Source organism: Ferruginibacter paludis, assembly GCF_030409685.1.
Classification (GTDB): Bacteria; Bacteroidota; Bacteroidia; order Chitinophagales; family Chitinophagaceae; genus Ferruginibacter; species Ferruginibacter paludis.
The window spans coordinates 167,435-191,163 of the sequence record NZ_JAUFQJ010000014.1; the positions used below are offsets into that span (position 1 = coordinate 167,435).

General features: G+C 40.8%; 17 protein-coding genes. 9 read left to right on the forward strand and 8 right to left on the reverse strand.

Going from position 1 to position 23,729, the window contains the following annotated elements:
- The first annotated feature begins 57 nt into the window (after positions 1-57).
- The gene (locus QWZ08_RS20305) at positions 58-1,308 is read left to right on the forward strand and encodes a BamA/TamA family outer membrane protein (protein ID WP_290339377.1); all 1,251 of its coding nucleotides are present in this window, start codon (positions 58-60) and stop codon (positions 1,306-1,308) included.
- A gap of 238 nt (positions 1,309-1,546) precedes the next feature.
- On the opposite strand, the gene QWZ08_RS20310 is transcribed toward QWZ08_RS20305, so the two are convergent.
- The 3 genes from QWZ08_RS20310 to QWZ08_RS20320 form a co-directional block, all read right to left on the reverse strand.
- Positions 1,547-3,376, reverse strand: a complete 1,830-nt coding sequence (locus QWZ08_RS20310; RefSeq protein WP_290339378.1) for a hypothetical protein — start codon at positions 3,374-3,376, stop codon at positions 1,547-1,549.
- Between the two features lie 176 nt (positions 3,377-3,552).
- Positions 3,553-4,917: an oxygen-independent coproporphyrinogen III oxidase gene (hemN, locus tag QWZ08_RS20315; protein WP_290339379.1), complete on the reverse strand. Its 1,365-nt coding sequence runs from the start codon at positions 4,915-4,917 to the stop codon at positions 3,553-3,555.
- Positions 4,918-5,171: 254 nt separating this feature from the next.
- Complete coding sequence (locus QWZ08_RS20320; protein WP_290339380.1) at positions 5,172-6,158, reverse strand: glycoside hydrolase family 43 protein; 987 nt, start codon at positions 6,156-6,158, stop codon at positions 5,172-5,174.
- A gap of 230 nt (positions 6,159-6,388) precedes the next feature.
- Between QWZ08_RS20320 and QWZ08_RS20325 the strand changes: the two genes are divergently transcribed.
- The 5 genes from QWZ08_RS20325 (at position 6,389) to QWZ08_RS20345 (ending at position 9,314) form a co-directional block, all read left to right on the forward strand.
- On the forward strand, positions 6,389-6,733 hold the full coding sequence (locus QWZ08_RS20325) for a hypothetical protein (protein ID WP_290339381.1): 345 nt from the start codon (positions 6,389-6,391) through the stop codon (positions 6,731-6,733).
- A gap of 168 nt (positions 6,734-6,901) precedes the next feature.
- Positions 6,902-7,360 (forward strand): hypothetical protein, encoded by a 459-nt coding sequence (locus QWZ08_RS20330; protein WP_290339382.1) that lies wholly within the window; start codon positions 6,902-6,904, stop codon positions 7,358-7,360.
- A gap of 119 nt (positions 7,361-7,479) precedes the next feature.
- On the forward strand, positions 7,480-8,268 hold the full coding sequence (surE, locus tag QWZ08_RS20335; protein ID WP_290339383.1) for a 5'/3'-nucleotidase SurE: 789 nt from the start codon (positions 7,480-7,482) through the stop codon (positions 8,266-8,268).
- On the forward strand, positions 8,265-8,561 hold the full coding sequence (locus QWZ08_RS20340; protein WP_290339384.1) for a hypothetical protein: 297 nt from the start codon (positions 8,265-8,267) through the stop codon (positions 8,559-8,561). Before surE ends, QWZ08_RS20340 begins: the two co-directional genes overlap by 4 nt.
- Before the next feature lie 12 nt (positions 8,562-8,573).
- The gene (locus QWZ08_RS20345; protein WP_290339385.1) at positions 8,574-9,314 is read left to right on the forward strand and encodes a class I SAM-dependent methyltransferase; all 741 of its coding nucleotides are present in this window, start codon (positions 8,574-8,576) and stop codon (positions 9,312-9,314) included.
- Between the two features lie 235 nt (positions 9,315-9,549).
- Here QWZ08_RS20345 and QWZ08_RS20350 read toward each other — a convergent pair whose 3' ends face one another.
- Positions 9,550-11,538: an LTA synthase family protein gene (locus QWZ08_RS20350; RefSeq protein WP_290339386.1), complete on the reverse strand. Its 1,989-nt coding sequence runs from the start codon at positions 11,536-11,538 to the stop codon at positions 9,550-9,552.
- A 49-nt stretch (positions 11,539-11,587) separates the two neighbouring features.
- Entirely contained in the window at positions 11,588-13,573 is a 1,986-nt protein-coding gene (locus tag QWZ08_RS20355; RefSeq protein WP_290339387.1) for an LTA synthase family protein, read from the reverse strand.
- A gap of 63 nt (positions 13,574-13,636) precedes the next feature.
- On the opposite strand from QWZ08_RS20355, the gene QWZ08_RS20360 reads away from it, so the two are divergent.
- Positions 13,637-14,203 carry a phosphatase PAP2 family protein gene (locus QWZ08_RS20360; protein WP_290339388.1) on the forward strand — a complete coding sequence of 189 codons (567 nt, stop codon included), beginning with the start codon at positions 13,637-13,639 and terminating at the stop codon, positions 14,201-14,203.
- A 16-nt stretch (positions 14,204-14,219) separates the two neighbouring features.
- On the opposite strand, the gene QWZ08_RS20365 is transcribed toward QWZ08_RS20360, so the two are convergent.
- Complete coding sequence (locus tag QWZ08_RS20365; RefSeq protein WP_290339389.1) at positions 14,220-15,680, reverse strand: NAD(P)/FAD-dependent oxidoreductase; 1,461 nt, start codon at positions 15,678-15,680, stop codon at positions 14,220-14,222.
- A gap of 162 nt (positions 15,681-15,842) precedes the next feature.
- On the opposite strand from QWZ08_RS20365, the gene QWZ08_RS20370 reads away from it, so the two are divergent.
- The gene (locus QWZ08_RS20370) at positions 15,843-17,141 is read left to right on the forward strand and encodes a hemolysin family protein (RefSeq protein WP_290339390.1); all 1,299 of its coding nucleotides are present in this window, start codon (positions 15,843-15,845) and stop codon (positions 17,139-17,141) included.
- Positions 17,142-18,689: 1,548 nt separating this feature from the next.
- Positions 18,690-20,654: a gliding motility-associated C-terminal domain-containing protein gene (locus QWZ08_RS20375; RefSeq protein WP_290339391.1), complete on the forward strand. Its 1,965-nt coding sequence runs from the start codon at positions 18,690-18,692 to the stop codon at positions 20,652-20,654.
- Positions 20,655-20,780: 126 nt separating this feature from the next.
- On the opposite strand, the gene QWZ08_RS20380 is transcribed toward QWZ08_RS20375, so the two are convergent.
- Together QWZ08_RS20380 and QWZ08_RS20385 are read right to left on the reverse strand one after the other, a co-directional pair.
- Positions 20,781-22,103, reverse strand: a complete 1,323-nt coding sequence (locus QWZ08_RS20380; protein WP_290339392.1) for a vanadium-dependent haloperoxidase — start codon at positions 22,101-22,103, stop codon at positions 20,781-20,783.
- Between the two features lie 41 nt (positions 22,104-22,144).
- Positions 22,145-23,722, reverse strand: coding sequence for an FG-GAP repeat domain-containing protein (locus tag QWZ08_RS20385; RefSeq protein ID WP_290339393.1), 1,578 nt, complete (start codon positions 23,720-23,722; stop codon positions 22,145-22,147).
- Between the last annotated feature and the right edge of the window lie 7 nt (positions 23,723-23,729).

The window sequence follows — 23,729 nt, forward strand, 5'->3', positions numbered from 1 at the left end:
CGCACTATTTGCGCCATTATTATCAACTTCAAAAATTGCCGGATTGAAATAAAAAGAATGTTTCTAAAAAAAAGTATACCAATAATTTTTCTTTGCCTTGCAGTTTGCACGTTGCTTACTGCGCAACAGTTACAAGACAGTGCGGAGCAGCGTTCAGCCTATACGGTCAACAACACTTTACCTGCCACACCGGCGCAACAGGATATTAAAGATGTAGTTAAAAAAATATTTAAAAGTAACCCAGCTGTTGACGACGAAACAGGGCAGCAAAAAAATAAAATATACAACAGCTTTTTCCCCATGGCGGGCTATACGCTGCAAACGGGTTTTGCAGTTATTGTAAGCGAAGGACTCGCTTTTTATACCGATACCAGCCGCGACCAAAAAATTTCCAGCATACTTACCAGCGTTGCTTATACCCAATACCACCAGATACTTTTTCCCATGCTGGCTAATTTCTGGACGAAGCACAATCAACTAAACATCGTGCTGGATTACCGTTTCATCAAATACCCATCCACAACGTACGGACTTGGCGCAAGAACAACAGACGATGATGCCTATACCTTAAATTATAATTATGTCAAGCTGCACCAAACCATCCAGGCAAAAATTTACCGGAACCTGTATGCTGGTGCCGGTATTTATTATGACCATATCTGGAACATCTCCGAAGTAAATCCACCCGCCGGTGTAAGAACTTCTTTTCAAAAATATGGTGTTAGCCAGACAGAAACCGCTTCGGGTATTGCGCTCAAACTATTATACGACTCCCGCATCAACCAGATCAACCCGGGCAATGGCGCTTATGCCAATATTGTATACCGGCCCAATTTTAGATTTATGGGCAGCGATAACAACTGGCAGTCGTTGCAAATGGACGTTCGCAAATATTTTAAATTATTTGGCAGCGACAAAAATATTCTTGCCCTGTGGAGCTTTAACTGGCTCACTCTGGCTAAATCAAAGCCTCCCTATCTGTTGCTGCCCAGCACCGGCTGGGATGATTTTTACAATACCGGCCGCGGCTATATCCAGAGCCGTTTCCGGGCGAAAGACATGATTTATGCAGAAGCAGAATATCGTTTTGGCATAGCAAGTAACGGCCTGCTCGGCGGTGTGGTATTTGGCAACGTGCAATCCTTTTCAAAAAACCTTGCTACCCAATTGGCAGTACTCGCCCCGGGCTTTGGTGCCGGTCTGCGGGTAAAGCTCAACAAATTTTCCAACACCAATCTTTGTATTGATTATGGCTTTGGCATGAATGGTTCGAGAGGGGTGTTTTTAAATTTGGGGGAAGTATTTTAATAAGGCTGAATTTGAAATATACAGAACTAGCCTGGTTGCAGAAGTAGCTTTCAATAAGATCAACTCTCATTTTTGTTTTGTGTATCAACACGTATACGTTCTCTCCCGGTAAATCTTAAATTGTTGCAGGCTTCTGGGTTCCTAACCATAATTAAACAACTTAAATAACATTGACATGCAATCGCACAAAAGGCTCGCACCTATTTGTCTAATTGTTACAGCACTCAAATTTCCCCGCTCAGGCCTGCACCAATCCTTTCTCCGCAGCAAGTTCCTGCAGCTCATTTTCCAGCAAGCCTACACTTTGTTCTGCCGCATGCATGGCCTGCATAAAGGCTGTATAATTCAGTTCCGGTGTGGCTGGTAATTGTTTATAATAACTGATTCCGTCATGGAGGTTCTTAAAAAATTCAGTGTAGTATCGTTTTCTCTTGACGTCTGGCTCTTTTCCATTTTCATTTTCCAGTTGCTCTTTTATAAAGTTGAGGTAAAGACCCAGTTCTGCTACAAACAGGTTGGGCCTGTCTGCAACATCCATAATATTGGTGCGACCGTAAATATGATCCGTCATAGTTTGCAACGTCACCACCTTGTTGAAGTAAGCGATATTCGGCCCGGGGCAAATAGTAACCGCATCCATATTTTTTACAAACAACTGTTCGTATTTAATGGTTGCGGCGTTGCTCAATCCAACACATAAACATTCTTTAGCTAATACACCTGTCAGTTGTTGCTGGTATTCCTTTTCGGGCAGCGCCATGGATTGCAGTTCGGCGATTTTCAGCTTTTGGTATTTACGGCTGGCGGTACAAATGGGTTCAGGGCCAAACTCGGTATTAAATGCCAGGTGTTTTTCTGTACAGGGGCTGCCCGGTTTATTTTTTTGAATTCGTTGCTGTTTTTCGATATCACTGGTAGTGCCTTTCAGGTAATGAAAACGCACACCCAGCGGAGAGTTATGGCTTAATACAACATCTTCCTTTTTTGCTTTGCACAACAGCTCCATGGTATGTTCATCCACAGTAGTTGCTTCGGGCACCAGTAAAAAAGGCGTGCCCCAACCGGTACTTTCTACGCCATAATAGCTATGTAAAAAATGATCTTCACCTGCCGTTCCAATGCCACCCTGGACACTGATAATTTGATTAGGTGGATACACAAATATTTTACCTGTTTTCTTTTGTACAGCAGCATTAAAAATTTCGAGCAATGTATCAATCAGTTCCTGCTTTTTTGTTTTAAATTCTTCCAGTATCGGGCCGAGCAAAAATCCATCTGTGGCAAATGCATGCCCGCCACAATTCAGGCCTGATTCAATCCTGAACTCGCTTACCCATACTCCTTTCTTCGCCAGGTATTTACCCTGTATCAGCGCCGACCTGTAGTCGCTTACTTTGATGATTACTTTTTTATTAAAACCGCCGTCTTCATTTACTTCAAAGGCGGAACATTTTTCCAGGTAATTGTATAACCGCGGATTTAAGCCTGCGGAAAAAACAATGGATGAATTTTTAAGATTACTGTTCGCATAGCCTCTCAGCGCTGCTACTGCATCTGAACTGTCTTCCGCAGCCGCACCGGTGTTACCGGCATTTTCGCGGTCTAATTTCGTCATGATGTTTACATCAATACTGCCGGCCAAAATATGGCTTCTCAGGTAATTTTCGAGTTTTACTTTTTCTTCTGCATTTTCACAAGCCAGCATCTGCAGGTATTGTTCTTTCAGCTTGTTGTCATCGGGCAACATTTCAAAATACTGCACTATTTCTGACCCTTTTTCAAAAGGCAGTTTTTTTAGTGCTTCCAGCTGGTTGTGTACAATTGTATTTACCAGGTTCAGGTAATCGGTAACCCGCTTTGCACGAAAATCTGTTTCATGATTGCTGATCTCAAAGTAGGGTTGGTTGATGAGAGGATAATATTGTTTACGCATCATTTCCATCAAGCGGTCTTCTACAATTGATATAACAGACGAGATACCAAAACGGGCAACTTTTATTGGAGAGTCAACAGTAAAAGCGAGGCCCATTACCGGGATATGAAATTTGTGTGGTTGAAGGTTTGTCATTATGGATGATGTGATTTTTTATGACCGATATATTTTTATGTCTGATGTCTGATTTATTTCTTTGCGCTACCTTTTTTTGATGCTGATAAAGCTTTTATTTCGCCGGGTGAAATCAGTTCTTTCTATCAACTCCCCGACCCATTTGTTTTTACTTTTGATTTTTTATTTTTTACTTGTTAAATCGCTTTGCTAAACGTCTTTGCCGTGCTTTCATTTTTCCATAGTTTTATATCCAACGCTGCACTGATGTTCCTGATAAATGAGTTTCCTTTCGGTGTAACCTGTATATCATCGCCTGTGATCTTTACCAGGCCGTCGGCTTCCAGTGCATTCAATGCCGAAAAAACATGCAATTTAAAATCTGCATTCGCCAATTCTTTGTGCAGACTGGTTTTACTTTCACACATCAGCTCAAGTATTTTTTTACGGATCACCAGGTCTTCTTCGTTTAACAAATGACCATTTACCAACGGTAATATTCCCTGGTTGATTTTTTCTTCATAGGCTTCCACTTCTTTTTCATTTTGTGCAAAAGCAGTCCATGAATCGCTTATGCTGGAAACGCCCAAGCCAATGATGAGTTTTGATTGGGTGGTGGTATAACCCATAAAATTGCGGTGCAGTTGCCCGCTCGCCGCAGCGGTAAATAATTTATCATCCTTTAAAGCAAAATGGTCCATGCCGATACTTATAAAACCTGCTGCTTCCAGTAATTCTTTACCCCTATTATACATCTCCCACTTTTGTTCTGCAGCTGGTAAGTCGGCCTCTGTGTATCTTCTTTGTCCCTTGCTTTTCCAGGGCACATGCGCATAGGAATAAAAAGCGATCCTGTCAGGCATTAAGCTTGTAATTTTCTCAACCGAAAACTGCACGCTTTGTACGGTTTGATGCGGCAGGCCATAAATCAAATCGATATTGATGCTGTTGTAATTGTATTTTCTTGCCCAGTCAACCACTTCTTTGGTACGCTCAAAAGATTGCACCCTGTTGATGGCGAATTGAACAACGGGGTCAAAATCCTGCACGCCGAGGCTGATGCGGTTAAAGCCCACCTCTGCCAGCTTTTTCAAATGTTCTTCTGTTGTATAGTTGGGGTGTACCTCAACACTAAATTCGTGATCCGCATTTACCACCGCATCTTTTGTAATGCCGTTAATCAGCTGCACCAGGTTTTCCGGACTAAAAAAAGTGGGTGTACCGCCGCCAAGATGTATTTCTTTAATGACCGGCGCGGCAGACAGCAGCGAGCGGTAAATTTGCCATTCTTTTAAAACGGCTGCTATATAAGGATCTTCAACGGAATGATTAACAGTAATACGCTTGGTGCAGGCGCAAAAAGTACAAAGATTTTCGCAAAAAGGAAGATGCACATAAATGCACAATTCCCCAGCTTCTTCAGCGAATGTTTCCAGCACAGCCTGTTTCCAGCTTGCTTCATTGATGGTAGAAAAATCCCAGTAGGGTACGGTGGGGTAGCTGGTGTACCTTGGCGTTGGTACATCATATTTTTTTAATAAAGGAAGTATTGAATTGCTCATGGTATAACGTCTTAGACAACTGAATATGTTTGATCTGTGTTTGCTGAGTGGTATTTGATTAACGGATACCTGCAACAATACACAACTCTCCTTGCCAGGGCAAGTCAGAACGGCTGCAATTTAGCCGCTATCAAAAAATTATTCTGTGATGATAATCATATTTTGATATGCTTTAAAACATACGGGCAGGGGTGCCGCATCCGGGCGGTTTATTTTTGGGGGAAATGCCTATTTAAATGCCTATGGAATTACTTTTATTTCAGCCTGTTTTTTTCAACGCCGGCTTTGGTGATTGTTACTTTTTTGATCAGTCCCTGTGTATCAAAATACATTCGCTCAATACAGGTTTCCCTTGAATTGCCGTCAGTTTCCGTCAACGGCCGCCGGTGGTAAATAATGTACCATTTATCCTGACCGGGAACCTGTATCACTGAATGATGTCCTGCGCCGGTAGCGATAGAGGGATCCTGCTGTAATATTTTACCTATCCGTTTAAACGGACCAAAAGGCGATTTGGCTACAGCATAGGCTACGCTGTAGTCCGGGCCTGTCCATCCGCCCTCCGACCACATCAGGTAATACTGCCCTTTACGGATAAACATCAGGGGCCCTTCTACGTAGCCACCGGGAGTAATTTCCCTAAAGGTGGTACCATCTTCAAAAGTTTCCAGGCCAGTAAAATCGCTTTTTAACCGGGCAATGTTACAATGCTGCCAGCCGCCGTAAATAATATAATACTGTCCGGTAACATCTTTAAACACGAACTGATCAATGGGCTGGGCTCCATTATAAAACTGGTCTATCAGTGGCTTGCCCAGATAATCTTTAAACGGGCCTTCGGGCTTGTCGGCCACTGCCACGCCAATACCACCTTTTTCATTGTTGTTTTGAATATCGTTGGCGCCGAAAAATAAATAGTATTTGCCGCCCTTTTCTACAATCGCTGGTGCCCACAGAGCACGCCTGGCCCAGTGTACAGCCGAAGTATCTAAAATATGGTCATGCTTTTTCCAGGTAATTAAATCGGGGGATGAAAAACAATCGAAGAAAACCTGCTTGTCATACTTATCTGAAGTGGTGGGATAAATCCAGTATTGCTTTCCGAAAATCACCCCTTCCGGATCGGCATACCAGCCGGGAAATAAGGGGTTGCCGCTGGTAACAGGCCGCGATTTTTGTTGTGCTGTTATCGATAGCGCCAGGAATAATAAAGAGAAAAAAAATATAGCAGGCTTAGTCATTGCAACGTATTTAATAGGAGCTAAAGATAAATCGATTTTGTTTCACACGAAGCCATTTCACACAAAGCGAACAGAGGATCAAAGAAAACAACGCATAATTACTTTGTTACTTTGCTTTAGTTGTGCCCGCTATGTAAAACTTTTTCATCGGCCGTTGTGTGAAATTTTTTCGTAGGGTCCTTTGCGTTAAAATATTTTGCTTTTTAAAAATATGTCTCTACTTTCGACCTATGAAGTATGCCTGCCCGCCACTGCGTGATTTTATACAGGATTTTAAACTTACCAACCCTTTAGGTGCAGATTGTTTTGAAGCCACCGTTGACTTTATTGTTGGAGGTAGTAATATAAAAATAGAGAGTGAGGTACATATTGTTACCAGTTATCCAGGTAAAAGGGGTATTGTATATTTGTTAACCCGCGAAATTACCGTGAACGAATTGCCGACCATGTTTGATGCTAACAGGGAGACCTTCGAATACATTCCACAGCAAAATTTAAGAATAGAAGGTACCCACCCTGCCGCAGGCAAATACATTGCGTTTATAAGCCCCACTAATACGGGAGTCACTTACTGAAAAATTTTACTGCAAACAACAAAACACTTGCTCCATCGTTTAAAAATCGCATTGCAATCAGTCCGCAATTTTTGCACTGCTCCTGCCCGCTTTTATCTTCTTTAAACTATTGAACAAATTTTTATAGATGAAGGGGTTTGCCCTTACTTTTGTAAAAAAACGAATATTATGCAAGCAATACTGGTAATTCATAATTTACTGCGCTGGGCAGTGGTACTATTTGGGGTTTGGACTTTAATCAACGGCCTGACAGGTTATTTTGGCAAGCGCTCTTTTACTGCCAATGATAACCGCAGCAACTTGTTTTTTATGATCAGCTGTGATATACAGTTATTGGTAGGGTTGATTTTGTATTTCAATAATGGCTGGTTTGCCAGGCTGAAAGATTTGGGCAATAACATGAAAGATCCTTATACCCGTTTTTTTACCATGGAACATTTAACCATGATGTTGGTAGCATGGGTGTTGGTGCATGTGGGCAGGGCAACCGTTAAAAAAGCCGGCACAGATGTGGCAAAACACAAAAAAATGCTGATCTTTTTTGGCCTGGCTATTATATTGATTCTGGCCTCTATTCCATGGCCCTTCCGCGAAGCGATTGCAAGGCCGCTGTTTAGAACAAGCTAGTTTTAATGGATAATTATTGAATGGATATTTGATAATGACAACATTAATTATCCATTAAATAATTCTGAATTGAAAAATATCCATTATCCATTTATAAATTATCAATTAAGAAACAAACGATGGCTGCTGCTAAAAAAACTAAACTTCCAACTATACTTATCACCAACGATGATGGTATAACATCGCCGGGTATACGCAATTTGGTAGAGGCGGTAAAAGGCCTTGGCAAAATTGTAGTGGTGGCACCCGACAAACCCCAAAGCGGCATGGGGCATGCTATCACCATTGGTCAGCCGTTAAGAATGAGCAAGAGCGATTTATTTGAAGGGGTGGAAGCCTGGCATACCAGCGGCACGCCTGTAGACTGTGTTAAACTTGCCGTAGATAAAATACTGCATGGCAAGCCTGACCTTTGCCTGAGTGGCATTAACCATGGCGCCAATCATTCTATCAATGTAATTTATAGCGGTACCATGAGTGCGGCCATGGAAGCTTGTATTGAGAGCATTCCAAGTATTGGTTTTTCGCTGATGAGTTATAACTACGAGGCCGATTTTGCACCGGCAAGGCATTATGTAAGACAAATTGTAGAGTCGTTACTAAAGAAAAAAATGGACAAGCATTTACTGCTGAATGTGAACATTCCTGATATACCGATGGAACTGATAAAAGGTGTAAAAGTTTGCAGACAGGCGTATGCCAAATACGAAGAAGATTTTAAACAACGCAAAGATCCGCATGGCAAAAACTATTACTGGCTAACGGGTGCCTTTGTAAATTTTGATAAAGGAAAAGACACCGATGTATGGGCGCTGGAAAATAATTACATCAGTGTTGTACCTGTTATTTTCGACCTTACCAACTATCCTTTAAAAGCACAGCTTGAAAAAACCTGGAAAATAAAATGATATTTAAAAAAGATAATTATGGCCTTGGCATTGTGCTGGGCCTGCTTGGTCCCGTTGCAGGCTTTGGCATTTTCAAGCTGCTGAAATACCGCATGTTTTCGCTGAAGGAAATGTACCAGTGGATGACCCTTAATCATAACCTGATAACCGCCTGGATAAGTGTGTCGCTGTTCGCCAACGCCCTGTTGTTTACTTTGTATGTAAATGCCAGGATAGATAAAACTGCCAAAGGAATTTTTTTGGTAACGGTCATCTACGCTATCACCGCATTGCTCATTAAATTTTTCGGTTAACAAATCATTACTATGCAATCGCACCCCTGGTTTAAAGATTGGTTTAACTCGCCTTATTACCACCAGCTCTACTTTAACAGGGACGAACAGGAAGCCGCCAGGTTTATTGATGCTTTAATTGATCACCTGAAACCAACTGCCCGTGCCTATATGCTGGATGTAGCCTGTGGTAAGGGCAGGCATTCTATACACTTGGCTGAAAAAGGTTTTGAAGTAATTGGTATTGATTTAAGCGAAGACAGTATTAAAGAAGCTTTGCAGCACGAGGCCGGTAACCTGCATTTTTATTTGCATGATATGCGCCTCCCTTTCCGCATCAACTACTTTGATTATGCCTTTAATTTTTTTACCAGCTTTGGCTATTTTGCCACACAGCGGGAACACGACAATGCCATACGAACCATTGCCCAGGCAATAAAAAAAGAAGGTCGTTTTGTGCTGGATTATTTAAACGTTCATTATGCAGAAGACCATTTGGTGCACCAGTTTGACAAGGAAATCGATGGCGTAAATTATTTCATCACCAAATGGTTTGATGAAACACATTTCTATAAAAAAATAACGGTAGAAGATGAGGCCCTCCCTGAACCATTGGTTTACCAGGAAAAAGTAGCCAAATTTTCGCTTGGTGATTTTACAGACATGTTTGCCTACCAGGGTTTGCAAATACAGGAAGTGTATGGCGATTATAACTTTGGTAAATACGACGTAAAAAAATCACCCCGCTTAATTATGATTGCAAAAAAAGTGTAAGCACCGCAATCATACCCACGCTTCAATAAAGCTGCCATAAAAATATGTTGTATAAGTGTGCGACGCCACTGAAGTGCAATCAGGGCAAGCTGTTCGGACAAAAACAAAAACTCTTTGTCCAGTCAACAAACCATTGTTCAATATCCTTGCATCGCCCTCTGGTACGCTTTGTTCTTCGGTCAGCACTTCCAGGTTGCATACACTGTTGCTATTTGTAACTTAAATAAAAGCAAGGTCACTGTTTCGCATGATTGTTCACCAGCATCCATCTTGCGGTTTCATACATGGCACTGGTTAATTGAGACAAATGCCGCTTGACAGAATCTGTTTCTTGGGGCGAAAGCAACGGTGCGTCATTGCGAACGGGAACCAGTTCTTCCTGGCTGATCCATAAGTTTTTAATGTAAAAAAAATCGTCATTTACAATACCAATTTTCCCCTCGTCATGGTGAATAATAAAGGCAGCATTTTCTTTTGTTTTTGAATGCAATAAGTCCCTTCCAAGTGTTTTGTTGGTATAGGGTTGGTGTATCATTCCCGCCAACGTGGGCAATACATCAATTTGCGAAGCCGTTGTAGTAATTTTTTGCGGCACCAGCAATGCCGGCGCATAAAACAGCAAAGGAATGTGCTCATCATTCAACCGCTGATCAGTCCAGGCTTTGGGATACATGGCGTCGGCATCGCCTTCCACGCCATGATCGCCCATAAAAATAAAAATGGTATTGTCAAAATAGGGCGACAGCTTTGCGGCTTCTATAAATTTACTGTAGCAATAATCGGTATAACAAAATGCGTTGAATTCTGCCAGGGACTCAAAGCCATATTTGTGCAACTCTTCAACCGGTACCGTACGTTTTACAAAATCCCTATCTTCTTCCGGTATAGAATAAGGGCGGTGATTATCTGATGTTTGTATGATGGTGAAAAAAGGCTTCTTTTGTTGCTTCATCACTTTGTCGGCCTCTAAAAATAAATTTTTATCGCTGATACCCCACACATTTAACTTGGGCGCACTAAATTTTCCTTCCTCGTAAATATGCACATCATTAATGGTGGAAACAAGCCCACGAAAATTATTAAAGTCGCTGCTGCCACCTAGAAAATAAAATTTATCATAGCCCTCAAAATTATTGATGATGCTGTACTGATTGAGCGACTGGGGGTTGCGGCTGCTAAACTTGGAGAGCTGTACATCCGGTATGCCGGTCAGGATAGCAAACACGCCACGTGCAGTTCCAAACGTGGGCGAAAAGCAACGGTCGAAAAAAATGCCCTGTTGCGTTAGCTCATTGAAAAAGGGCGTACTGTTTAAGGGATTGCCGCTCATGCTGCTTTTGTACATGCTAAAACTTTCGCAAATTATCAGCACAATATTCGGCTGGCTTTCGAGCGAGCGGCTGCCGGGGTTGATGGTGCGTTCGTAACCAGTTGCAGGCGCACCCGTTTTATTCAGCTGTAAAAAATCGCTGATGACGGGATAATACTGTTTGGCTTTTCCTTCATCCAGCGCCGGCTTGCGAAACTGCAGCGTGGTGAAAAAATTCTGCAGTGGGTTTAATGCCAGATAACTTTTAAAATTATCGTTCAGCGAAAATGCATCCCGCCAGCGCAGTGGTTTAAAAGCTAAAAAGCCAAACAAAAACCAAAGCAATAAAATAATGGCTGCGCCATGCCAGCGGCGGTTATAACTAAATTTATGTATGTTGATATTGCGTTCCTCCACGCTTACATGTGTTCTGGAAAACATCCAGCCCATCATGCCCACGGCGCCTACCAAGGCGGCAAAAATCCAAACCATCGGGTAACTTTGCCATAACATTTCAAAAGATATTTTAGCATCTTCTGCAAAGTTTAGAGCGCTTGCATTTAACCGGGTGTTTACGTAGGCAAAATGCCCAAAATCGGCACCGAAAAAAAATAACACCAACAAGGTTACTACTGCCAGGTAAATGGCCCAGCCGGTTTTACACCGTTCAGAATAGAAAGGAGAAAATTTGGGAAACAAGGATATAAATGCTATTGGCAGCAGCACAATACCAATCCAGCGCAAATCGTATTGTAAGCCCAGCCAAAAAGAGGGTAACAGGTCTGCAACCTTTGTGGCAGCAGGTTTAAAGCAAATTAATGTAATAACGCGAAAGCCCGTAAATATGGATAAGTAGATAATAAACAAGTTTATTATCCATTGGATTGTTTTGGGAAAGCGCCACCGGGTGAACATAATTACAGTTGTTATTTATTGGACAGATACCGAAACCAGCTTGAATATGCTAATATTTTCTTTTATTGTTGAATAACAGGTACCGTGCAGTTTCGTAATATGCCGTTGTTAGTTTCGCCATATTATTTTTAATGCTGTCTGTAGTTGCCGTAACCGGCACCGGGTTATTATCTGTTACAGAAACAATCGTTTCCTTTTTAGTACTTAAATTTTTTAAATAGAAATAGCGGTCGTTTACCACGCCTATGTTTTTTGTGTCATGATCAATGATGAATGCATATTTCGCTGCATTGTCAATTGTATCAAATAAATTTTTGCCCATGGAATTGTTGTGGTAAGAAAGGTTAGATAAAGAAGCAACAGAAGGAACGATATCTACCTGAGAACACACAGTATGAACCAGTTTGGGTTGCAATAATTTGGGGGCATAGAAAAGCAAGGGTACATGTTCCTGTGTAAGCCGCTGCTCCGTCCAGCTGGAAGGATAAAGCGCACTAGCGTTGCCCGCGATGCCATGATCGCCTACAAAAACAAAAATGGTGTTGTCAAAATATTTTTCCTTTTTAGCCGCTTCAAAAAATTGCTGGTAACAAAAATCAGTATAGCGGAAAGCGTTCAGCTGATCAATATTTTCAAAGCCATATTTATGAATACTGTCATCTGTATAATTTACTTTTTTAAACTCGCCAAGGTCGCCCGCTGGTATTGAATAAGGCCGGTGATTATCGGCTGTTTGAATTATGGCGAAAAACGGACGTTGCTGCTTGGCCAATGTGTTGTTGGCTTCTAAAAACAAATTCTTATCATCAATGCCCCATACATTCAACTTCTTTGCTTTAAAATTTTCCTGGCTGTATAAATGCAGGCTGTCAATATTGTTCAGTAGCACGCCTTTAATATTGGCCCAGGAAGGATCGCCGCCTAAAAAATAAAATTTATCATACCCTTTAAAATCGTTGATGATAAGCTGCTGGTTGACAACTTCAGGGTTGCGGCTTGCAGAACGGTTATTATCGCCCAGTACATCCGGAAGACTCGTAACCGTGGCCCATACGCCACGGGCAGTAGGATAAGAAGGCGTAAAACAGCGGTCGAAAAAAACACCGTTTTTACAAAGCGAATTAAAGTAAGGTGTTGTGTTTAACGGGTTACCGCTCATACTGCTGCGGTACATACTAAAGCTTTCACAAATAACAATTACCACATTGGGGTGGCTACCGGTCACATTATTTGTAACTACATTTCTTTCATAATTTAAATGAACACTGTCTGGTTGCTGCACGTTCAGGTACCTGGCTATTTCGGGGTAAGCAGCACGTACTTTTTTTATATCAGGCCTTGTATCTTTAAAATTAAGCGTACTAAAAAAACTCTGAAACGGATTGAGTGAAAGGTTGGCTTTAAAATTATCACTTAGTGAAAACGCATCGCTCCAGCGCAGGTTAAACTGCCCCAGTTTACCAAATACACCCAATGCGAGCAACAAGAAAAAAAGAATATAAAAGATAGAAAATTTTCGTTTAGGCAATTCCGTCGCCGGATGATTTTTTAGCATCCGGTTAAATATATAAAAAGCATACAAGGCAATGAGTAACACAACAAACAGTGTCTTGAACACAGGATAAGATTCCATCACCATGTGTGTTGATATGCTGGCATCACTGGAATAATTGAGTATAGAAGCGTTTAAGCGTTGCTGCAGGTAATCATAATAAAAATAGTCCACCACATAAAACAACAGCACTACTATCAATATCACAGACAATAACACCATCCATATTTTTTTTGCGATTTTATTCCGCAATGGATTTACAAAAGGCAGGCCGCACAGCGCCAGCATTACCACTCCTAAAATAGAAACGAACTTTATATCAAACCTTAGCCCCATTAAAAAAGCAGATCCCGAAAAAGGTTTTCCCGGCGGGTTATATTTAAAGAAAAAGAAAAAACGGTAAGCAGTCATTACAAATAAAAAAACGAGCAGCACGGCAATAATCCATCTAACCAACCCTGGTAACTTTTTATAAAAACTCATTGTAATAAAATTAAACTGCCTGCAAAAATAGATTAATTATTTTTGGCTATAATTAATTAACAAATGCAATCAATACAGCAGTGGGACCGGATGGTATTACATCACATCAATGCGCAGTGGCATAACAGCTTTTTAGATGGCTTGCTTCCAGCCATGCGCAATCCCAATACCTGGCTGCCACTGTATCTTTTTTTGTTTTTATTTATAATCATCAATTATAAAAAAACCTGGTGGCAATGGATACTGCTTGCCCTGGCTACCGTTGTTGTTTGCAACTACATCAGCAGTGATTTGTTAAAGGAACACATCGTGCGGTTAAGGCCCTGCAATGACCCCGCAGTAGGCGGATGGATCCGGTTATTTAAAGGCATTTACCTGCCACAAAGCAGTGGCTTTGTCTCGTCGCATGCTGCCAATCATTTTGGTATGGCGATGTTTTTTTACATCACTTTATCCCGGGAGTTCAAAACCTGGCCAGGGTTGTTTTTTGTTTGGGCATTTGGAGTTGCGTATGCCCAGTTGTACATCGGGGTTCATTATCCGACAGATATTTTAGGTGGTACGCTTATTGGTCTTGGGGTTGGTTATTTAGCAGGCAGAATATTTAATCAAAAATTTGGATTGGGATAAAATCCTAAACATACAATTATAATTTTTCAGGTATCATTCTGCCTCCTTTGTGGGCTGCACTTTCGCCCTCTTCGTGGTATTCCGCATCCTGGTTTACTTTCCATAAATCATATAGTTCTTCTCCCGCAAGAATATTTTTCACTGCAAGCATCGCCGTCATCATGCTATGGTCCTGGTTATTATATTTATGCATTCCGTTGCGGCCCATTAAATATAAACCCGGGTATTGACGCAATGCTTCCTTTACCAGCGCTATGTTTTCTTTATAGCTGTGATCGTACACAGGGTAAGCCCTTTTTTGCCTCACCACATATCCGTCTTTCACCGCCGATGCCTGCGCAAGTCCAATTTTTTCAATTTCATTTTTGCCCAGCATAATTAATTCGGCATCACTGCTTTGCCACATCCCGTCTCCTTGAAAACAAAAATATTCCAGGCCATAACAAGCCATGGTTTTATCTGGTACCATATCCGGGCTCCAGGATTTAAAATTTTGTACCCTGCCTGCTTTTACTGCAGGATCATGCACATAAATCCAGTTCTCTTTAAATGTATGCTCATCTTTTAAAATTAAAATAACGGTGATGAAGTCGCGGTACTTTAATTGCTTGGCTGCCTGTAATGCGGCAGCTGGTAACGCCGGCGCAACTGCCGGCAGCAATTGTGCAATTGCAGCAGAGGATAAAACATAATCAAAACCTCCGAAAGTAGCACCTGTTGAAGTTGTAAGCTGCCATTTGTTTTGCTGTAACGAAATTGCATTAACTGTTGCATTCATCAGGATGCTTGCTCCCATCGCTTTACTTTTTTCAGCACAGGCAGTCCACATCATTCCCGGCCCAAGCCTGGGATAGCGGAAGGTATCAATCAGCGTTTTAATGATGGGCCTCTTACTTCCAGCGGACGGCTTTATAACGGCATTTATAATGGCTCTGCTCAACGACAATCCTTTAATGCGTTGAACAGCCCAATCTGCAGATATCTCCCTGCAGGGTATACCCCAAACTTTTTCTGTATAGGTTTTAAAAAAAATGCTGTACAACCGCCTGCCAAAATGATTGCTGACCCAGTCTTCAAAATTGAGTGGTTTTTTTACCGGGAACATTTTTGCTTTTAGATAACTCAATACACAGTGTATCGATTCAGCTACCCCGAGTTTACGCAATGCTTCAATGGCATTTAACGGGTAAGAAAAAAAAAGGTGTTTATAAAAAATGCTGGAGCTTCTTGGTCTTTCCAGCATATCGTTGGGCAAAATTTCTGTCCATAGATCTTCCACTTCTTTGTTTTTGGAAAAAAAACGGTGACCACCGATATCAAATAAATACCCCTTGTAATTTTCGGTTCTTGATATGCCTCCAACATACTGCGCATCAGCTTCAAAAACAGTTACTTCCTGACCCGCTTTGGCTAACTGGTAGGCTGCTGTAAGTCCAGCAGGGCCGGCACCAATGATGGCAATTTTCTGTTTATCCATAACGACCGGGCAAATGTAAATGCTAAGCAGCTATCAAAAAAATAATGCTGTATTCCAACACCATAAGCAGTTTGCCTAACGTTTAAATCCGTGTTTTAGATTAGAATGTAGATATTTGCATCAACTACCGCTGTTCTCAAACGGCGGTTTTAGTTAAATTTTATGACAGAAATATTTATTTTACTGGCCCTTATTATTGTAAACGGGCTTTTTGTAATGAGTGAAATTGCCTTGGTGAGTGCCCGCAAGGGAAGACTGGAAAGCCTTGGTAATAAAGGAGATCAGAAGGCAAAAGCCGCATTGGACCTGGCAGCTAATCCGGAGAAATTTTTATCTACCGCTCAAATTGGCATTACATTAATATCCATTTTGACGGGTGTATACTCGGGCGAGAAATTCAGTATGCACTTGAAGCCATTTGTGGAAAAATTTGATTTGCTTAAGCCCTATGCTACTACTATTTCTACGGTATTGATAGTAATGCTGGTGACATTTTTGTCAATTATTTTAGGAGAGCTGGTACCTAAAAGAATGGGAATGCTAAGGGCGGAAAAAATTGCCCGGCTGGTAGCGGGACCAATGAACATCCTTTCTACCATAGTTTACCCCATTGTATGGTTACTGAATACCATCACCAACATCATCTTTAAAATTTTCAACGTTAAAGTAGCCAGCGATAATGCGGTAACGGAAGATGAAATTAAAGCTATGATAAGCGAGGGAAGCGAACACGGCACTATTGAAACAGAGGAGAAAGAAATCATTGAAAGGGTATTTCATTTGGGTGACCGTAATATTACTTCTTTAATGACGCACCGTACTGAAATTGCTTGGTTTGATATTGATGACACGGTACAAACAGTTACTGAAAAATTTGACCAGATTACTTACTCGACTTACCCTGTTTGCGAGAAAACGGTAGACGATATCAAGGGGCTTATTTATATTAAAGACCTGTTGAAAGCCGCACCGGCAACCCCATTGAAAGCACTTATCAAACCGGCACTGTTTGTACCCGAAAATAACAGCCCTTACCAATTGCTTGAAAAGATAAAGCAAACAAAAATTCATAGTTGCTTTATAGTAAATGAATATGGCACACTGGAAGGCATGATTACCCTGAATGATATACTGGAAGCTATTGTAGGAGACGTACCGCAGACCGGCCAGGAAGAGTATGAAATTACTGAGCGTGCTGACGGAACCTACCTGGTTGACGCCCAGATTACGTTTTACGATTTTTTAAGCCATTTTGAAAAGACAGAATGGATGAATGAAGGTGAACATGAATTTGATACCGTGGCGGGTTTTGTATTGCATGAACTGGAACGAATTCCTAAAACCGGCGATACATTCGATTGGCGGGGTTTTGAATTTGAAATTGTTGACATGGATGGCCAGCGAATTGACAAGTTATTGGTGAAGATATCGGAAGAATTAAAAGATAATATGGAAGAGTAATTTCATTTACACCGCTGTTTATGCCTTATTCCACAGCCTGCTTTTTTATTCTTTATCAGTCACTGCCGCTTCCGACTTTTATATTAAATAATATATAATACATTTATTTTACCTATAAAATGGAAATATCTTTCTTATTCTAGTAAATTAAATCAAAATAATTTTTTTTATAATAAAAAAGAAAAGCTTTTGGATATCATGATAAAAGTAGGTGCTAAATTCTGTACTACAATACTTTATAAATTTAAAAGTAGTTTAACCATCATTAAATTGCAGTCAATTTAATTTTTTATATACAAACGCCCATACTACTTTTACAAAAGAAATATGGGCGTTGTTGTTAAGCGGTAATTTCGAGAAAAAGGCAATCAATCGTTAGTACTACGCAAATATAAAGTGTAACAATTTAATAATAAAATAATTTTAACAGTTTTGTAAGATTTTCATATGGCAAGCAATCGTTAAAGTCCTTCCGTTTCTACGGAAGGACTATTTTTTTGTGGTCATTCCTTTTTTCTGCATGATTGCCTTTTCTTAATGTATATATAAGCTTATACCGGAAAAAAATAGGGATGCCTATTTTTTGTGAAGACCGGGCATCCTGTTCATCACCTTAGTATTTCTCAATAATTTCAATGCAGTTTGTGAGGATAAACACCAGTTCACGCATACTGCCATGGTATTATCTCGAGAACCATAACCTCATTTTTTGCGCATTTTCCGGCTACTATTTTCGATTTATATAAGATGATTTGCCTGCAATTAAGCAATAATAGTATTTGCTTTGTGAACCGATTGCTGCAATTCCTCCATGCCGTTTATTGGAATACTGTCTGCAAACGGTCGGTAGAATTTTTTCGCAGGACAAATTCAGGCACCACATTTATGTTGGCCATCATTAAAAAAACATGGTGTGAATCAAACACAACAGGCCTTTTCCTTGATATGTATATACTTAACGGTCATTAAACATCTTATAAGATAGTTTTTTACACACAGGTGTACAGACTACTTTTACAAAAGAAATAAGGGCACATACAAAAAGCCGGGAGAAAAAGATAACAAGCCCTAATGTGCAGTGAGATATTGAAGAGATCAATTCTACTTTTTTAAGATTTTCATATGGCAAGCAATCGTTAATGTCCTTCCGTTTCTACGGAAGGACTATTTTTTTGAGCAATATTTTGTCTTGCTGCCAGGCTTCCCCATAATTAAATGAAGAAAAATAATCTTATTCTTCTTTATACCCCATAGAAAACAGCAGATAAACACTCCGGCTGCAAAGTGCCTTGGCTACATGTTTCCTGGTGCAATCTTCTCCGGACCTGCTTAGCATCATTCTTGTAAATCTACCCTTCATCGCAATGCATAAAAATCAATAAATACAGGCAGTAAGTTGCAGGAAATTAGTACTGGGTAAAGCGAGAGAATAAAAAATAAGTACCTAATTTCATAGCATATTCAGGAGGGACCATTTTACGATCTCTTCTTTTTGAAGAACGTTATTATCAAAAACGAATTAGCTCCATATTGTTAAACACTCAGGTATTGAAAATAATATTGACTTGCAACCGGGGAGTATACCTGACTGACAAAATTTGCTTTGCTATTTTTTGCCTGCTTTTTGTCCCATTTGGTTTACAAGCGCAACTTTGCAACGGTAACCTGGGTGACCCCATTGTAAATGTTACATTTGGTGTAAAGAGCTCAAAATTGCCTGCTTCAGCCACATCCTTTGATTATTCCGGCGGTTGCCCTGGTAAAGGAACGTACAGTGTTACCAATTTTTTGCTGGGCTGTGGTGACCATACATGGTTTTTATTAGCAGGCGACCACACCCAGGATGAGGGGGGTGCCTATATGGTAGTAAATGCAGAAAGTACACCAGGAGTAATTTACACCGATACTGTTCATGAATTGTGTGGTAATACCAATTATCAATTTGCCGCATGGATTACAAACGTAATGCAGCCAATTACCTGCGGGGGTACCGCAGTATTGCCTAATATAAATTTTACCGTTGAAACGCTGTCGGGAACTATTTTAGCCAGTAGCAGTACCGGTAATATACCCGTTACAGCCGATAAAGTATGGAAACAATATGGGGTATCCTTTGTAATGCCGGCCAATATCAACGATGTAAAAATTATCATGCAAACAACTCCCGCATATGGCTGTGGAAGCGCCTTTGCAATAGATGACATAACATTTGCAATGTGTGGTCCGGCGATAAGGGCTACACTGGATACCAGTGCTGAGCCTGTAAATGTATGTGCAGGCTATTCAAATCCATTTATATTAGGTGCGTCTTTTGAGCCCGGATTTACTGACCCTGTAACGCAATGGCAAAATAGTATTGATAGCGGTAAAACATGGAAAAATATCACCGGGGCTACCTATTCAGCTTATTCGATTCCAAGAAGGGATTCAGGTATGGTGCTGTACAGGATATTGCTGGCAGAAAGATCCAATATGGGTTCTGCAAAATGTTGGATAACTTCTAACTTTATCGTGACCAATGTTCATCCCCTGCCTGCGCATTTAGCTCCAAAAAGTATTCGTGGATGCCTTGGAAAAGATGTGGTCCTCCCCTATCGGTCAGACATTGCCACCTCGGCTTTATGGACCGGGCCAAATGGATACCTGTCTGATAACAGTTTATCCATTGTTCCAAATGTGCAATTTGCCGACACTGGTTTATACCAGCTGGCACAATCCTATAATTCTGGCTGCAGCACATTAGATAGTTTCTACCTGGGGGTTTTTCCGGGAGTTACCATTTCCATCAACAAGCCCGAAGCATCAATTTGCCAGGGAAAGTCTGTGGTTCTTTCCGCTGCAGGTGGCGAACAATATCAATGGACACCGTCCAACGGCTTATCCAGCTCCACTATTGCAAATCCAATAGCATCCCCCAATAACACCACTATATATAACGTTGCCATCAGCAATGCTTTTGGGTGCAGGGATTCTGCCTGGGTTAAAGTAACGGTGCTCCAAAACCTGTATGTTAATGCAGGGCCCGATCATAACATAAACCTGGGCGATTCTGTAATATTGAATGCCACCGTTACAGGAACGCTGGTTGATTTTTTTTGGTCACCAGCTACATTCATTAATGACAGTCATTTGGTAACTCCCACAGTGTACCCTACAGAAGATGCCGTATACACATTGAACGCAAATTCAACGGTTGGATGTGGTTCTGGTACCTCATCTGCCAAAATAAAAGTATTTAGAGATATTTTTATACCCAGCGCGTTCACCCCTAATGATGACGGCAGAAATGATAAGTTCCAGGTAACAGCTGCAAATAATTACAAACAATTTAAGTTACTCATCTTTAATAAATGGGGTACATTACTTTACTCAAGTACCAATATCAACAGCTACTGGGATGGCAGATACAAATCTGAGCTTCAGGCCACGGGAGCTTATGTTTACTATGTTGAAATACGTACTGCATCCAATAAAAAAATAATCCGCAAAGGAACTGTTATGTTGTTAAGATAAAAAACGCATATAGTGAAAACGATGTTCTGCAGAATAGTTTTCATGCAACAATATTTACAATCCTTTATCCGCGTAAAAAAAGGGCCTGAATTACGTTGATACAGACCCTGTAAAAAACACTGCTCTTTATTTTATAATTTTCTCCACTATATATTCTCCTACTTTTCTTCCGGCATTAGCACCTTCATCCACACTATTACGGTAATGGATGCCCCCATACACACGGCTGATGGAAGCTTCATCCGCTGCCTGTACAAATGAATTAAAGTGACGTTGCATGCCGATATAACGAAGATCACTGGTATCCTGGAAAGCAAAATTATCGCCGAATAATTTTGTTAACACAACTGCAGCCGAACGGGTGATGGTACTATGCCCGCTGGTGTATTCAGGAAAAGGGGGTGTTTGCAGATAAGGTGTCCATCCCTGGTCTATTGATTCATTTATTACAGTGACTGGCCGGATAACATTGCTGCGATATTTCTCATCCCAGCAGGATATGAAGGCATCGTACATGGCAATGGCAGTAAGCGCATAGGCCTGTGCCGTTTTTACCGGATCCGCGTGTGTTTGTTTACAGGCAATTGCAGTAATCCCCATCCAGTGGCCGCCCGGTGTAATTTTTTTATTACCAAACATCATGTGTCCGGAGTGTTCAATTACAAACGGATTGTCATCCCAGTAACGGGCCGTTGCCTTCTGCTCTTCCGTTAAATTTATTGCGATATTGTAAACCTCCCGGGTATTTTTATAAAAAACGCTGTTGGTATCGGTGCTAAATGCAGGCGGCCTTGGCGGCATAAACTGAGAAGCAGAATCTAACACCATGGGCTTCATTGTATTCCAGCACCACTCTATTCCATCTGAATAATCCGGCGGTGTGGGTCTCCATTTGCCGGCCTCTTCGCTGCCAAGATGTTTAGGCTTTCCCCTCGACTGCAAATAGCCATCAGTTTTTGCCCTGGCCAGTATTACTTTGCCAATCGTATCCCCCAGTGCAACAGAACGTTCATAAACTGAATCATCCAGGCTTTCTTTAAAATTCGTGTATACGTTTTCTTCATAGCTTTTTAGCGAATCCACCGAAAAGACTTTTACATTTCTAACCACCGTAAAAAAGGCCTTGGTAGCAGCAAGCGTAAAGTCGTACTTTTTACCTTTTTCAGGTGCAGGTATTTTACCAAAACCCTTTAATTTTTCCGCTATTGAAGGAGTTCCTTCCTTACTGTATTTTATGGCCTCATAGGAAGCAAGTGAAGAATACACATATATCCTGCTGGCTACCGGTGGCGTAAATACATCGTAGATTATAATCTGCGTAAGGAGATCCTCGTTCTGATGCAGTATTTCAGCATCGGAAATTTTTGGTACCGCTTTCTTTTGATGGCAACCGGTAATCAAAATAAGGAGAAATATATAGCAACCGGATTTTTTGAATAAGCTTTTCATTTAATTGTATATTTTGGACAAAATGTAATTGGTATATGCTGTTATTTTTTAATCGTATTTTTTAGTACAACGAATGGGGGGCCCTCCTTCCAATTGGCAGCTGACCTAATTGAAGTTGGTGCAATGGAAAAATTTCCCAACACCAGGTCTGTTTTTCCGTCACCGTCTAAATCTCCTGCATCCATCGTTAGCCATCTTCCGGCAGATGTGCCGGGTATTTTGTATGGTTGAAAATCGAGGTTACCTTTATTTGCAAGGTAAATAAAAGTTTCTTCCGGTTGCTTTACATAATCGGCAAAAAAAGAAATTGCTGCAATATCCAGATTTCCATCTCCGTCAAAATCTCTCGCAATGGCTTTAAAACACCCATGCATTGGGTAAAACCAGGTTTGTTTAAAGTGATTGGTGCCATCATTTAAAAAAATATAGATTCCGTGATATGGCTTTAATACGATGGAGTAATCCGCGTTGTCCCCACAGGTGTAAACAATATCTGGTTTACCATCCTTATTAAAGTCTGCCATTTCAAAATAAGACGAACCATATATGGGCGGAAAGCGCAATACCTGCTCCTGATCAAATTTGCCCTTACCTTTATTGGTAAACAGAAAAACGCCTTCATCACCCTGTGCAAACAATGCCCAAATATCAGGCAATCCATCCTGGTTTACATCCCGTACATACGCTTTTATGGCTCCGGGAACTTCCCTTATTACATGCCTTTCAAATTTACCACCTCCCTTATTTTCCATCCATGATAAAGCGCCAACCAAATTTCCATATTCGCAAACCAGGTAATCTTTGTGGCCATCGTTGTTAAAATCAGCAGTGGTAACTTGTACAGGTCTTGCCAGGTTGCTAAAGCTGATGCTGGTGTCGGTTTTCAACTTTCCTTTTACATCGGTAACTATAAATGCAGCGCTTCCAAACTTACCATTATTTGGATTCATTATACCTATGTTACACGTTATAAAACCTTTTTCATTTCTTTCTAAATCAACAACCGGGCTTAAGGCCGGTATGGAATCAGTAAGCTGCAATTGATTATTGAAACTATACACTTTTTTTGTGGCCATATCCGCCATCATTATCCGATGTGGGTTAAATACAGTATCTATCTGAACGAAAGTGGTAGTGGGTATGTACCGCCTGTATTCAGGCATTGCAACCGTAAATAGCTGAGCTCCATCTTTTACAACAGCATTGCTTTTTTGCTGAGTTAACGTATCGGGTGCCAATGCAGTATAATAGTCAATAATATACTGCCATTCCTGTGTGCTGATTAATGGCTTTTCGGGATAAAAATTTTTCGGTAACGCGGGATCATTTTTGCTGGAAGGGTATGTTTTATTTCCATAATAAAAAATTCCCAGCCGGGGCCCCATTTGCGGTAACACCCCGTTTGCCCAACTATTGGAATTAAGCAATGAAGGATCTGGTAACAGATGGCATGATTTACAATAGGTGCCGGCTAAAACTTTTCCTCTGGCGATATCAGCATCCGGTGTGTTTTTGTGTGCGTGATTCTTTTTAAAATCAGTACAGGAAAGCATAACAAGGAAAGTTAACACCCATAAAAAACACCTGATTTTAAAAATATCCTGATATAATGAAATCATTTTCGAC